Source organism: Pseudomonas sp. efr-133-TYG-23, assembly GCF_030209215.1.
In the GTDB taxonomy this organism is placed as follows: Bacteria; Pseudomonadota; Gammaproteobacteria; order Pseudomonadales; family Pseudomonadaceae; genus Aquipseudomonas; species Aquipseudomonas rhodesiae.
On the sequence record NZ_JARVSL010000032.1, the window covers coordinates 25,677 to 39,198 of the forward strand.

The 13,522-nt window shown below is 61.9% G+C and carries 14 protein-coding genes; 7 read left to right on the forward strand and 7 right to left on the reverse strand.

Annotated features, from left to right (window positions below; all coding sequences use genetic code 11):
* Positions 1-77 precede the first annotated feature (77 nt).
* Both QRN41_RS21410 and QRN41_RS21415 read left to right on the forward strand, forming a co-directional pair.
* On the forward strand, positions 78-635 hold the full coding sequence (locus QRN41_RS21410; protein ID WP_034101630.1) for a DNA-3-methyladenine glycosylase I: 558 nt from the start codon (positions 78-80) through the stop codon (positions 633-635).
* A 40-nt stretch (positions 636-675) separates the two neighbouring features.
* A complete protein-coding gene (locus QRN41_RS21415; RefSeq protein WP_034101631.1) occupies positions 676-1,563 on the forward strand; it encodes a lysophospholipid acyltransferase in 888 nt (295 codons plus the stop codon).
* 95 nt (positions 1,564-1,658) lie between these two features.
* Here the strand turns inward: QRN41_RS21415 and QRN41_RS21420 are convergent, their stop codons facing one another.
* From QRN41_RS21420 to def, 5 genes are all read right to left on the reverse strand, one after another.
* On the reverse strand, positions 1,659-1,964 hold the full coding sequence (locus QRN41_RS21420) for a tetratricopeptide repeat protein (RefSeq protein WP_034136316.1): 306 nt from the start codon (positions 1,962-1,964) through the stop codon (positions 1,659-1,661).
* Between the two features lie 17 nt (positions 1,965-1,981).
* The gene (gene trkA, locus QRN41_RS21425; protein ID WP_123479141.1) at positions 1,982-3,355 is read right to left on the reverse strand and encodes a Trk system potassium transporter TrkA; all 1,374 of its coding nucleotides are present in this window, start codon (positions 3,353-3,355) and stop codon (positions 1,982-1,984) included.
* Positions 3,356-3,376: 21 nt separating this feature from the next.
* Entirely contained in the window at positions 3,377-4,687 is a 1,311-nt protein-coding gene (gene rsmB, locus QRN41_RS21430) for a 16S rRNA (cytosine(967)-C(5))-methyltransferase RsmB (RefSeq protein WP_285422115.1), read from the reverse strand.
* Positions 4,684-5,637 (reverse strand): methionyl-tRNA formyltransferase, encoded by a 954-nt coding sequence (fmt, locus tag QRN41_RS21435; protein WP_285422116.1) that lies wholly within the window; start codon positions 5,635-5,637, stop codon positions 4,684-4,686. Before fmt ends, rsmB begins: the two co-directional genes overlap by 4 nt.
* Before the next feature lie 69 nt (positions 5,638-5,706).
* A complete protein-coding gene (def, locus tag QRN41_RS21440) occupies positions 5,707-6,213 on the reverse strand; it encodes a peptide deformylase (RefSeq protein WP_034101640.1) in 507 nt (168 codons plus the stop codon).
* Positions 6,214-6,348: 135 nt separating this feature from the next.
* Between def and QRN41_RS21445 the strand changes: the two genes are divergently transcribed.
* The 3 genes from QRN41_RS21445 (at position 6,349) to tsaC (ending at position 8,912) form a co-directional block, all read left to right on the forward strand.
* Entirely contained in the window at positions 6,349-7,125 is a 777-nt protein-coding gene (locus QRN41_RS21445; protein ID WP_285422117.1) for a peptidoglycan-binding protein, read from the forward strand.
* Positions 7,126-7,188: 63 nt separating this feature from the next.
* Positions 7,189-8,283 carry a DNA-processing protein DprA gene (gene dprA / locus QRN41_RS21450; protein ID WP_285422118.1) on the forward strand — a complete coding sequence of 365 codons (1,095 nt, stop codon included), beginning with the start codon at positions 7,189-7,191 and terminating at the stop codon, positions 8,281-8,283.
* Between the two features lie 71 nt (positions 8,284-8,354).
* Complete coding sequence (gene tsaC, locus QRN41_RS21455) at positions 8,355-8,912, forward strand: L-threonylcarbamoyladenylate synthase type 1 TsaC (RefSeq protein WP_034136321.1); 558 nt, start codon at positions 8,355-8,357, stop codon at positions 8,910-8,912.
* A gap of 81 nt (positions 8,913-8,993) precedes the next feature.
* On the opposite strand, the gene QRN41_RS21460 is transcribed toward tsaC, so the two are convergent.
* Positions 8,994-9,971, reverse strand: a complete 978-nt coding sequence (locus QRN41_RS21460) for a quinone oxidoreductase family protein (RefSeq protein WP_034101646.1) — start codon at positions 9,969-9,971, stop codon at positions 8,994-8,996.
* 176 nt (positions 9,972-10,147) lie between these two features.
* On the opposite strand from QRN41_RS21460, the gene hemF reads away from it, so the two are divergent.
* Positions 10,148-11,080: an oxygen-dependent coproporphyrinogen oxidase gene (gene hemF / locus QRN41_RS21465; RefSeq protein WP_285422119.1), complete on the forward strand. Its 933-nt coding sequence runs from the start codon at positions 10,148-10,150 to the stop codon at positions 11,078-11,080.
* Positions 11,080-11,898, forward strand: coding sequence for a shikimate dehydrogenase (gene aroE, locus QRN41_RS21470; RefSeq protein WP_285422120.1), 819 nt, complete (start codon positions 11,080-11,082; stop codon positions 11,896-11,898). Before hemF ends, aroE begins: the two co-directional genes overlap by 1 nt.
* A gap of 11 nt (positions 11,899-11,909) precedes the next feature.
* Here aroE and QRN41_RS21475 read toward each other — a convergent pair whose 3' ends face one another.
* Entirely contained in the window at positions 11,910-13,478 is a 1,569-nt protein-coding gene (locus QRN41_RS21475; RefSeq protein WP_285422121.1) for a SulP family inorganic anion transporter, read from the reverse strand.
* Positions 13,479-13,522: the final 44 nt, after the last annotated feature.

Below are 13,522 nucleotides of genomic sequence, written 5' to 3' on the forward strand. Positions count from 1 at the left end.
TTCACCTGTTACTTGGGCTGCGATTTAAAGAGCGGGAGTATACCCGATTCGGCCGCGCCACCATCCCCTGGAGCCTTATGCCACGCTGCTTTTGGTGTTCTGAAGATCCGCTGTACATGGCTTATCACGATCAAGAGTGGGGAACGCCGCTGCGCGATGCGCAGGGTTTGTTCGAGTTGTTATTGCTCGAAGGGTTCCAGGCGGGCCTGTCCTGGATCACCGTTTTACGCAAACGCGAGCATTATCGAAAGGTGTTGTTCGGCTTCGACGCCCAGCGCCTGGCGCGCTTGAGCGATGATGAAATCGAAGCGTTGATGCAGGACCCAGGCATCGTGCGCAATCGCTTGAAGCTCAACGCCACCCGCCGCAATGCGGCCGCCTGGCTGACGCTGGAAGACCCGGTGGGCTTGCTATGGTCTTTCGTCGGTGGCGTGCCCAAGATCAATCACTTCAAGGATCGCAGTGAAGTTCCGGCGATCACGCCAGAGGCCGAGGCGATGAGCAAAGCCTTGAAAAAAGCCGGTTTCACCTTTGTCGGTCCGACCATTTGCTACGCCTTTATGCAGGCCTCGGGCATGGTCATGGATCACACTCAGGATTGCGACCGTTACGCGCAGTTGGTCAACGCCGGTTAGAATGCGCGCTTTGCGCACCGCACACGATCAGGAGTGACCTGTGGAAAAGTTTAAAGGCGCCTTGCTGGTAGGCGCTCTCCGGTTGTTCGCCCTACTGCCCTGGCGCGCTGTCCAGGCCGTCGGTACCGCGATTGGCTGGGTCATGTGGAAAACCCCCAACCGCTCTCGCGACACGGTGCGGATCAACCTCTCCAAATGCTTTCCGGACATGGACCCCGCCGAGCGCGAGCGCCTGGTCGGCCGCAGCCTGATGGACATCGGCAAGTCCCTGACCGAAAGCGCCTGCGCCTGGATCTGGCCGGCCCAGCGCTCCATCGACCTGGTGCGTGAAGTCGAAGGACTGGAAGTCCTGCACGAGGCTCTGGCGTCGGGTAAAGGCGTGGTGGGCATCACCAGTCATCTGGGCAACTGGGAAGTGTTGAACCACTTCTATTGCAGCCAGTGCAAACCGATCATTTTCTACCGCCCGCCCAAGCTCAAGGCGGTGGACGAATTGCTGCGCAAGCAGCGGGTGCAACTGGGCAACCGCGTAGCTGCCTCCACCAAGGAAGGCATCCTGAGTGTGATCAAGGAAGTGCGCAAAGGTGGCCAGGTGGGTATTCCCGCCGACCCGGAACCGGCGGAGTCCGCGGGAATCTTCGTACCGTTCTTCGCCACCCAAGCCCTCACCAGCAAATTCGTGCCCAACATGCTCGCCGGCCACAAGGCTGTGGGCGTGTTCCTGCATGCCCTGCGCCTGCCGGACGGTTCGGGCTACAAAGTGATCCTGGAAGCGGCGCCGGAAGACATGTACAGCACCGACACCGCCACGTCCTGCGCGGCGATGAGCAAGGTGGTGGAACGTTATGTCGGCGCCTACCCGAGCCAGTACATGTGGAGCATGAAGCGCTTCAAGAAACGTCCGCCGGGTGAAGCACGGTGGTACTGACCCACTGCTGACCGAAAAACAACGGCAAACCAAATGTGGGAGGGGGCAAGTCGAATCGTCGCACCGCCCCTCCTACATTTTCGATCTGCTCGGGTTTAGCGGTCGAGTTTCTTCAGGAACACCATCATCTCTTTCTCGGCCTGCTTGTCGCCGTGGGCCTGGGCCGCTTCGATGCCCTTCTCCCACGCCTGCCGCGCTGCGGCATTATCGCCCAAGCCCAACTGTGCCTTGCCTAACAACTTCCACGCCGCCGAATATTTCGGATCAAAGCCGACGCACCGCTGCAAATGCTCGGCTGCCTTGGCGTTGTCCTTCAAATCCAAATAACCCTTGCCCAGACCAAAGCGCAACAGCGAGTTATCCACACCCTTGGCGAGCATTTTCTCCAGGGATTCAAGCATGCCGGCGTACTCCTAAATCAGAAAAAGCTCAGCCCCACGTGGAACAGTTTCTCCACGTCACGGATATGTTTCTTATCCACAAGGAAAAGGATGACGTGGTCACCAGTGGCGATCACCGTGTCGTCGTGGGCAATGAGCACCTCTTCATCGCGAATGATCGCGCCAATGGTGGTGCCCGGCGGCAGGCCGATGTCGCGAATGGCCTTGCCGATGACCTTGCTCGACTTCGAATCGCCGTGGGCAATCGCCTCAATCGCTTCCGCCGCGCCCCGACGCAGGGAGTGCACGCTGACGATATCGCCACGGCGCACATGGGCGAGCAAAGTGCCGATGGTCGCCAGTTGCGGGCTGATGGCGATGTCGATATCGCCACCCTGGATCAGGTCCACATAGGCCGGATTGTTGATGATGGTCATCACCTTTTTTGCCCCCAGGCGCTTGGCCAGCAGGGAGGACATGATGTTGGCCTCGTCATCGTTGGTCAGCGCCAGGAAAATATCGGCGTCGGCGATGTTCTCTTCCACCAGCAGGTCGCGGTCTGAAGCGCTGCCTTGGAGTACGACCGTACTGTCCAAGGTGTCGGATAAATGCCGGCAGCGTGCAGGGCTCATCTCGATGATCTTGACCTGGTAGCGGCTTTCGATGGCCTCTGCCAAACGCTCACCGATTTGCCCGCCGCCGGCGATGACGATGCGCTTGTAGGTTTCGTCCAGTCGGCGCATTTCGCTCATGACTGCGCGAATATTCGCTTTGGCGGCGATGAAAAACACTTCGTCGTCGGCTTCGATCACCGTGTCGCCCTGGGGCAGGATCGGTCGATCACGACGGAAAATCGCCGCCACGCGGGTTTCGACGTTCGGCATATGTTCGCGCAATTGGCGCAACTGCTGGCCCACCAAAGGCCCGCCGTAATAGGCCTTCACCGCTACCAGCTGCGCTTTGCCTTCGGCGAAGTCGATCACCTGCAAGGCGCCGGGGATCTCGATCAGGCGCTTGATATAGTGGGTAACCACCTGCTCCGGGCTGATCAAGACATCCACCGGGATCGCATCGTTATCGAACAGCCCGGCGCGGGTCAGGTAGGCCGCCTCACGCACCCGGGCGATCTTGGTCGGCGTGTGAAACAGTGTGTGAGCGACCTGGCAGGCGACCATGTTGGTTTCGTCGCTATTGGTCACGGCGACCAGCATGTCGGCGTCGTCGGCACCGGCTTGGCGCAGTACGGTAGGAAACGAGGCGCGGCCTTGTACGGTTCGGATATCCAGGCGGTCACCCAAATCCCGCAGACGCTCGGCGTCGGTGTCCACCACGGTGATGTCATTGGCTTCGCTGGCCAAATGTTCAGCCAACGTGCCACCGACCTGCCCTGCGCCTAGGATGATGATTTTCATCCGGTCACTCCCTCAAAGCCTTTAGCCGCGCGCGGCGGCGATCTTGATCAGTTTGGCGTAGTAGAAGCCATCGTGCCCGCCTTCCTGCGCGAGTAGTTGCCGACCGTGGCGCTGCTTGATACCGGCCGCGGTGGCGAGGTCCAGCTCCCGCGCGCCGCTGGTGCGCGCGAGAAAGGCTTCAATAACCTCGGTGTTCTCGGTGGGTAAAGTGGAGCAGGTGGCGTAGAGCAGAATGCCGCCGACTTCCAGGGTTGGCCACAGGGCATCGAGCAACTCGCCTTGCAGCGCGGCGAGTGCGGCGATGTCATCGGCTTGGCGGGTGAGTTTGATGTCCGGGTGGCGGCGGATCACGCCGGTGGCGGAGCATGGCGCATCGAGCAGAATGCGCTGGAAAGCTTTGCCGTCCCACCAAGTGGCGGTGTCGCGTCCGTCGGCGGCAATCAGTTCGGCGCTCAGGCCCAGGCGCGCAAGGTTTTCCCGTACACGCACCAGGCGCTTGGCTTCCAAATCGACGGCTACCACCTGCGCCAGGTCTTTTTCCACTTCCAGAATGTGACACGTCTTACCGCCCGGCGCGCAGCAGGCATCCAGCACACGTTGGCCTGGCGCCAGATCGAGCAGGTCGGCGGCCAGCTGTGCGGCTTCGTCCTGCACGCTGATCCAACCCTCGGCAAACCCCGGCAGGCCGCGCACATCGGTGGCGGTTTCGAGCACGATGCCGTCGACGCTGTAGGCGCATGGCGTGGCGCTGAGGCCGGCATCGCTGAGCAGTTTCAGGTAGGCGTCGCGCTGATGATGGCGGCGATTGACTCGCAGGATCATCGGCGGGTGCGCATTGTTGGCTGCGCAGATGGCTTCCCACTGCTGCGGCCAAAAAGCTTTCAGGGATTTCTGTAGCCAACGTGGGTGCGCGGTACGCACCACCGGGTCATGTTCAAGCTCGGCCAGCAGCGCTTCGCTTTCACGCTGGGCGCGGCGCAGCACGGCGTTGAGCAGGGCCTTGGCCCAGGGCTTTTTCAGTTTGTCGGCACAGCCGACGGTTTCTCCGATGGCGGCGTGGGCCGGCACCCGGGTGTAGAGCAGTTGATAGAGGCCCACCAACAGCAGCGCTTCGACATCCGCATCCGCCGCCTTGAACGGCTTTTGCAACAGCTTGGCTGCCAACGCCGACAAACGTGGTTGCCAGCGGGCTGTGCCGAAGGCCAGGTCCTGAGTGAAACCGCGATCGCGATCTTCAACCTTATCCAACTGTGTGGGCAGCGAACTGTTGAGCGATGCCTTGCCGTTGAGAACGGCGGCGAGTGCCTTGGCGGCAGCCAGACGCGGGTTCATTGGACGGCCGCCCCGAGGACGGTACCCAGGGAAAACTTCTCACGTCGGCTGTTGAACAAATCGCTGAAATTCAGCGCTTTGCCACCGGGCAATTGCAGACGAGTCAGGCATAGCGCCTGTTCGCCGCAGGCCACCAGCAGGCCGTCCTTGCTGGCGCCGATGATCTCACCGGGCGCGCCGTTGCCGTCGGCCAAGGTAGCGGCCAGCACTTTCAGGGCTTCGCCATTGAGGGTGCTGTGGCAGATCGGCCACGGGTTGAAGGCACGCACGAGGCGCTCCAGCTCCACGGCCGGGCGGCGCCAGTCGATGCGTGCTTCGTCTTTGTTCAATTTGTGTGCGTAAGTGGCCAGGCTGTCGTCCTGCACGTCGCCTTGCAGGGTTCCGGCGGCCAGGCCGGCGATGGCCTGGATCACAGCCGGTGGGCCCAGCTCGGCGAGGCGGTCGTGCAGGCTGCCGCCGGTGTCTTCGGCGGTGATTGGGGTGGTGACTTTCAACAGCATCGGACCGGTGTCCAGGCCTGCTTCCATGCGCATCACGGTCACGCCGCTTTCGCTGTCGCCGGCCTCGACGGCACGCTGGATCGGCGCCGCACCGCGCCAGCGCGGCAATAGCGAGGCGTGGCTGTTGATGCAGCCAAGGCGTGGGATATCCAGGACGGCCTGAGGCAGGATCAGACCATAGGCCACGACCACCAGCAGGTCCGGTTGTAACGCGGCCAATTCGGCCTGAGCCTCGGCGTTGCGCAGGGTCGGCGGCTGCAGCACGGGGATGTTGTGTTCCAGCGCCAGTTGCTTGACCGGGCTCGGCATCAGTTTTTGCCCACGCCCGGCCGGGCGATCCGGCTGGGTGTACACCGCGACCACCTCATAGGGGCTGGCGAGCAGCGCCTTGAGGTGTTCGGCGGCAAATTCGGGTGTACCGGCAAAAACAATGCGCAGTGGCTCGGTCATGGGCGTTCTCGGTTAAAAACAGTCACAAAAGAAAAAGGCTTGCCGCAGCAAGCCTTTGGAAGAGGGGCATCAAGCTTGCTGGCGATGCTTTTTTTCCAGCTTCTTCTTGATCCGGTCACGCTTAAGCGTGGACAGGTAATCGACAAACAGTTTGCCGTTGAGGTGGTCGCACTCGTGCTGGATACATACCGCCAGCAGGCCGTCGGCGATCAGTTCATAGGGCTTGCCATCACGGTCCAGAGCCTTGATCTTCACGCGCAACGGGCGCTCGACGTTCTCGTAGAACTCCGGCACCGACAGGCAGCCTTCCTGGTATTCGCCCATCTCGTCGGTCAGCGGTTCGAATTCGGGGTTGATGAACACCCGTGGTTCGCTGCGATCTTCCGACAGGTCCATGACCACGACGCGCTGATGCACGTTGACCTGGGTCGCGGCGAGGCCGATGCCCGGGGCTTCATACATTGTTTCAAACATGTCATCGACCAACTGACGAACCTTGTCGTCCACTACGGCCACCGGTTTGGCGATCGTGCGCAGGCGCGAGTCGGGAAATTCGAGGATGTTCAAAATAGCCATAAGCGTAATTGCTGCACATGTGAGGTAAAGGCAAATCGGCGGTGGGATGGACCCATACGGCCGGTGTGAAACGCTCGAAAGCCGCGAAGGCCAAGGCATTTCACGCGAACGCACATAATAAAGGAGATTGACCCCATGAGGAAATCGCTACTCGTCTTGCTGCTGTGGGCGCCGTTTGCCATGGCGTTATTGCCGCGGCCAGACCAGCCTCTCGATCCATCGACGCAACAGGCCATCCAACGCTTTCTGCTGCACAACCGCATTCTGGATAAACCCGAGGATCTGGACACAGCGCCTTACATTATCGCGGCCGACAACGGTCGGGTCATGGGCGCCAACGGTGAGCGTGTGCATGCCCGTGGCGTTTTGGATCCCGCCCAGCCCGCCTACGCCGTGGTGCGGCGCGGCAAGCTTTACACTGACCCTGCCACCCAAGAATTGCTGGGCGTCAATGCCGACGATATTGGCACTGCTCGATTTATCTACGCTGGTGATCTGAGCACCCTGGCGCTGCAACGGGTGACCCAAGAGGTACGCCCCGGTGATCGCTTGCTGCGTGCCGAGCCTGCGGTGGACCTGGCAAGGCTCAAAGTACCGCTGAATGCGGCGTTTATCGAAGGGCGCATCATCGATGTCCCCCGAGGCGTCACCCAGATTGGGGTACTCGACGCCGTCACTCTGGACAAAGGTCGTCGCGATGGCTTGGTCGAAGGCCAGTTGCTGACCGTCATCAAAGCCGGTGCCACCGTCAGGGACCCCCTGAGTGACTCCCCGGTAACGCTTCCCGATGAACCCGCCGGCACCCTGCTGGTGTTTCGCACCTATGAAAAGCTCAGCTTTGGCCTGGTGCTTAGCGCTTCACACTCATTGGCGGTGATGGACCGTTTCGAGACTGCCCGTCAAAGCCAATAAGTAGCCTGCTAAATAAGTTACCAACAGACTTATCCACAGCTTGTTCCGATCAAGGATGATCAGATGAATCCGATTAATAGCCACGAAATTTCCCCATCAGAACTGGAGGCTCGCCTACGGCTGCACAGGCTGCCGGAGCTGGGTCCGAAGCGTTTCCGTTTGTTGATTGAGGCGTTCGGTTGCGCCTCCAAGGCCATCAGCGCCCCTGCCAGTGCCTGGCGATCTCTGGGCTTGCCGGCCATCAGCGCCGAGGCACGGCGAAGCCAGGACATCCGCGACGGTGCCAGCGCGGCATTGGCGTGGCTAGAGCATCCGGCCCAGCATTTGTTGATGTGGGATCAGCCTGAATACCCGGCACTGCTGGCCCAGATCGATGATGCGCCGCCGTTGTTATTCATCGCCGGCGACCCTGGCATTCTGGAAAAACCGCAGTTGGCGGTGGTCGGCAGTCGTCGCGCGTCCCGCCCAGGCATGGATACCGCCGCTGCGTTTTCCCGCAGCCTGGCGGGCGCCGGGTTTGTCATCACCAGTGGCTTGGCCTTGGGTATCGACGGCGCGGCGCATCAGGCTGCGCTGGAGGTGGGCGGTCAGACAATCGGCGTGCTGGGCACGGGACTGGAAAATTTTTATCCACAACGTCATCGGCGCCTTGCCGCGGCGATGATTGCTCAAGGCAGCGCGGTGGTTTCTGAGTTTCCGCTGGATGCCGCACCCCAGGCTGCCAACTTTCCACGGCGTAACCGGATCATCAGTGGCCTGTCCTTGGGCGTACTGGTGGTGGAAGCCAGCATGGCCAGCGGTTCGCTGATTACGGCCAAATTGGCGGCCGAGCAGGGCCGTGAGGTGTACGCAATCCCCGGCTCCATCCATCATCCTGGCGCCAAGGGCTGCCATCAGTTGATCCGCGAGGGTGCGGTGCTGGTGGAAACCATCGAGCATATTCTGGAAGGCTTGCGTGGCTGGCAGGCGTTATCACAGCCGGCGCCGACCCCGGTTACTCATCCGCTGGTCGCACTGCTGCACGCTGCGCCCCAGACCAGCGAGGGGTTGGCCATTGCCAGCGGGCGCACATTATCCCAAGTGCTGGCGACGCTGACCGAGCTGGAGCTGGAAGGCCAGGTCATCTGCGAGGGCGGGCGCTGGCTGGCGCGTGGCTAGGTTTTTGTGCTGCTAGGTTTTGCAAAGAAGATGGGTAAACTGCGCACAGCTTTAGTCCGGAGAGTTAAACCATGGTCAACAGGTGGCGTGTGCTGAAAGCCGCACAAGAGGTTCGCGCAGGCGCGGTGATTGCCTATCCGACCGAGGCGGTCTGGGGCCTGGGCTGCGACCCTTGGAACGAAGAGGCGGTGGATCGGCTGCTGGCGATCAAGAATCGCTCGGTGGACAAAGGCCTGATCCTGGTGGCGGACAACATCCGCCAGTTCGATTTTCTGTTCGAAGACTTCCCGCAGGCCTGGATCGAGCGCATGGCCAGTACCTGGCCCGGGCCCAATACCTGGCTGGTGCCGCATCAGGATCTGTTGCCGGAATGGGTCACCGGCGTGCACGACACGGTGGCGTTGCGGGTAAGCGATCATCCGCTGGTACGGGACTTGTGCGCACTGGTGGGGCCGCTGATTTCCACCTCCGCCAACCCCCAGGGCCGCCCGGCGGCACGAACGCGGATCCGCGTGGAGCAGTACTTCCGTGGCCAGCTAGACCTGGTGTTGGGTGGTGCCCTGGGCGGGCGCAAGAACCCGAGCCTGATTCGCGACCTGGCGACGGGCAAGGTGGTCCGCCCGTCTTGATCCTCGCACCTACCCTGGGGCGACGGCGCTGGTTCCGGTTGGCCTGTTAAGCAGGCCAACCAGCCCAGGCACCTCAGCCCGTCAAGGCAACAGGATGGTCGACCCCGTTGTACGCCGCCCCGACAGCTCGGTCTGCGCCTTGGCCGCCTCGGCCAGGGCATACCGCTGGTTGATATCGATGCGTACCTTGCCGCTTTGGATCATCGAGAACAGATCGTCAGCCATTGCCTGCAAGTTTTGTGGATTGTTGGCGTAGGTCGCCAGGGTTGGCCGGGTGACATACAGCGAACCTTTCGCCGCCAGAATCCCCAGATTTACCCCATCCACCGCGCCCGATGCGTTGCCGAAGCTCACCACCAGCCCGCGTGGTGCGGCGCTGTCCAGCGAGGTCAGCCAGGTGTCCTTGCCGACGCCGTCATACACCACCGGGACTTTTTTGCCGTCGGTCAATTCCAGCACGCGCTGTGCGACATCTTCCTTGCTGTAGTCGATGGTTTCCCACGCGCCGAGGGATTTGGCCAATGCGGCTTTCTCCGGCGAACTTACGGTACCGATCAACTTAACGCCCAAGGCCTTGGCCCATTGGCAGGCCAGCGAGCCCACGCCACCGGCGGCGGCATGGAACAGGATGGTTTCGCCACCCTTCAATTCATAGGTTTGGCGCAGCAGGTACTGCACCGTCAGACCCTTGAGCATGGCCCCGGCGGCTTGTTCGAAGCTGATGTCGTCGGGCAAGTGCACCAAGTTGGCGGCAGGCAGCACATGCAACTGGCTATAGGCGCCCAACGGGCCGCTGCCGTAGGCGACGCGATCGCCGACCTTGAATTGCGTGACCTCGCTGCCCACTGCATCCACCACGCCGGCCCCTTCTGCGCCCAGCCCCGATGGCAGGGATGGCGGTGCGTAGAGGCCGCTGCGGAAATAGGTGTCGATGAAGTTCAGGCCTATCGCCTCATTACGTACGCGAACCTGCTGTGGGCCCGGTTCCGCCGGCGTGTAGTCCACATATTCAAGTACTTCGGGGCCGCCATGGGCACTGAACTGGATACGCTTGGCCATCTGCACTTCTCCTTGGGTCGTTTTCACGAAGGCCCCTATCGGACTCCTATGCTTGATCTTCGTCAACTGCGGCGCACCTAAGTGCAGTGCTCATTAAGCGCGGTGGTATCCTGTGCGCCCATTTGCCGCCGACGCCTGATGGCCTCGCGTAGCTTTGCCCGATTCAAGGTGATGCCATGACTACCCGCACCGAGGCTGTAAAGGCCTACCTGCTTGACCTGCAAGACCGCATTTGCAGCGCCCTGGAAACCTTCGAGACGGACACTCGCTTTATCGAAGACGCCTGGACCCGGCCTGCCGGCGGCGGCGGTCGCACCCGTGTGATCGCGAACGGGGCGGTGATCGAAAAAGGCGGCGTTAACTTTTCCCACGTGTTCGGCAGCGGCCTCCCACCGTCCGCCAGCGCCCATCGCCCAGAGTTGGCCGGTCGCGGGTTTGAAGCGCTGGGCGTGTCACTGGTGATTCACCCGCACAACCCCTATGTGCCGACGTCCCACGCCAACGTGCGTTTTTTCATTGCTGAAAAAGAAGGCGAAGAAGCGGTGTGGTGGTTTGGCGGTGGCTTCGACCTCACCCCTTATTACGCCAACGAAGAAGACTGCATCCACTGGCACCGTGTGGCCGAGCAGGCGTGTGCGCCGTTCGGCCCCGACGTCTACGCGCGTTACAAAGCCTGGTGCGACACCTACTTCCACATCAAGCACCGCAACGAACCGCGTGGCATCGGCGGCCTGTTCTTCGATGACTTGAACGAGTGGGGCTTCGACACCTGTTTCGCCTTTATTCGCGCCATCGGCGACGCCTATATCGATGCCTACCTGCCGATCGTGCAGCGCCGCAAGGCCATGGCTTATACCGAGCAACAACGCGAGTTCCAGGAGTTCCGTCGTGGCCGCTACGTCGAGTTCAACCTGGTCTACGACCGTGGCACCTTGTTTGGCCTGCAATCGGGTGGCCGTACTGAGTCGATCCTGATGTCGCTGCCGCCGCAAGTGCGCTGGAGCTATGACTGGAAAGCCGAGGCCGGCAGCGAAGAAGCGCGTCTGACCGATTACTTCCTGCAGGACCGCGACTGGCTCGGCATCGCGGCCCCCAAGGCGGCGAACTGATGGATCGCTACGTCGTCTTCGGCAACCCCATCGGCCACAGCAAATCCCCGCTGATTCACCGGATGTTCGCCGAGCAGACCGGCGAACAGTTGGACTACAGCACGTTGCTTGCACCGCTGGAGGACTTTACCGGCTGTGCCCGTGAGTTTTTTCAACAGGGCCGTGGCGCCAATGTCACCGTGCCGTTCAAGGAAGACGCTTATCGCCTGGCCGACACCCTCACCGAACGCGCCAAGCGCGCCGGTGCGGTGAACACCTTGAGCAAACTCGCCGATGGCACCCTGCTGGGCGATAACACCGACGGCGCCGGGCTGGTGCGTGACCTGACGGTCAATGCCGGGTTGAGCCTCAACGGTAAACGCATCCTGCTCCTGGGCGCCGGCGGCGCGGTGCGTGGGGCGCTGGAACCGTTGCTGGCCGAACACCCGGCTTCGCTGATCATTGCCAACCGCACGGTGGAAAAAGCCGAACGGCTCGCCGAGTTGTTCGATGACCTGGGCCCAGTGTCGGCCAGTGGTTTTGATTGGCTGCGTGAGCCAGTGGACGTCATTATCAACGCCACCTCCGCCAGTTTGTCAGGCGATGTACCGCCGATTGCCAGCAGCCTGATCGAACCGGGTAGGACTTTTTGCTACGACATGATGTACGCCAAGGACCCTACCCCCTTCTGCCGCTGGGCCACGCAGCACGGCGCCGCCGTCTCGATGGATGGCTTGGGCATGCTGGTGGAACAGGCGGCTGAAGCGTTCTTCCTGTGGCGTGACGTGCGCCCGGCATCGGCCCCGGTGCTGGCTGAGTTGCGTCGACAGTTGGCCTGACGCCCCTCTGGTCAGTCTTCGAAATGGATGGGGCAGTGGTCGGCCCCTTCCAGCTTCTTCAGTTCCTCGACCACCTGCGGCCTGGCCCGACGCAACGTCAGGCTGCGCCCCAACTTGCGTAAACGCCGCGCTTCCTGGTGCAGCATCTCCACCCCGGAATAGTCGATAAAGTTGATCTGCTGCGCGTCGATGACCACGCGTTCGCCCTGTAAGCGTTGCAAGCGCGCTTGCAGGTAGTGGCTGGCGCCGAAAAAGATCGAGCCGCCGACGCGCAGCACATCCTCGTCACCGTCGCGCCAATGGTGGACGCGCGGCTGCGAGGTGCGCTTGAGGTAGAAAAACAGCGAGGCCAGCACGCCGGCATAAATCGCCGTTTGCAGCTCCAGCAGCAAGGTGGCCACGCAGGTCAGGCCCATCACCGCAAATTCGGCGCGGCTGACTCGGAACAATGCGCGAATACCGCGATGATCCACCAGGCCCCAACTGATCAGGAGGATGCTGGCGGCCATGCTCGGGATCGGGATTTGTGAGATCAATGCCGCGCCAAACAGCGCGAACAGTGCCACCCACAATGCGGAAAACACCCCAGCCAGCGGTGAGCAGGCGCCGGCTTCATAACTGAGCCCGGAACGGGTAAAGGACCCGGCTGACAGGTATCCGGAGAAAAATCCGCCGATGATGTTGGAGAGTCCCTGCGCGCGAATTTCCTGATTCGCATCGAGCAACTGTTGCGAGCGGGCCGACAGCGAGCGCGCAATCGACAGGCTGGTCACCAGCCCCAGCATGCCCACGGCCACGGCGCTGGGGAGCAGGCGCAGAATCGTGTCCAGGTCCATCGGCAACGGGCTGAACGGCGGCAATTTGCCCACGAATGAACTGACCCGCGCCACCTGCCCGAACATGGCCGGCCACAGCCAGGCCACCAGGCTACTGAGGGCCAGGGCTATCAACAGCGTCGGCCAGCGCGGTTTCCAGTATTTGAGCAGCGCCCCTGCCAGCAATGTGCCGAGGCCCAGAGCGAGCGAGGCGTGGTCCCATTCGCCGCGGTGCTCAATCAGCGCCAGCAGGCTGTTGATCGCCGTGGCCTGGCTGGGCAAATCCAGCCCCAGCAGATTGGGCAGTTGCCCCAGCGCGATCACCACCGCGGCGCCCAGGGTGAACCCCAGCACCACCGAATGGGAGACGAAATTGACCAGCGCGCCGAAGCGCAGCATGCCCAGCAACCACTGGAAAACGCCGGCTATGAAGGTGAGCAACAGGATCAAGGTGATGTAGTCCTGCGATCCGGGCACGGCCAGAGGGCTGACACTGGCGTAGAGCACGATGGAAATCGCGGCGGTCGGGCCGCAGATCAAGTGCCACGACGAACCCCACAGGCAGGCGATCAGCACCGGGATGATCGCGGCGTACAGCCCGTATTCCGGTGGGAGGCCGGCGATCAGCGCGTAGGCAATCGACTGCGGCAACGCCAACACCGCGCCGCTGAGGCCGACTATTGCATCGCGGCCCACGCTGGCGCGGGTCTGGCGCGGCAGCCAACTGAGGAAAGGCAAGAGAGTGTGGCGGTTGAGCCGGGGCATTTATAACTCGGTTGAAAAGGTTTGAATCAGGGTATCAGTACACA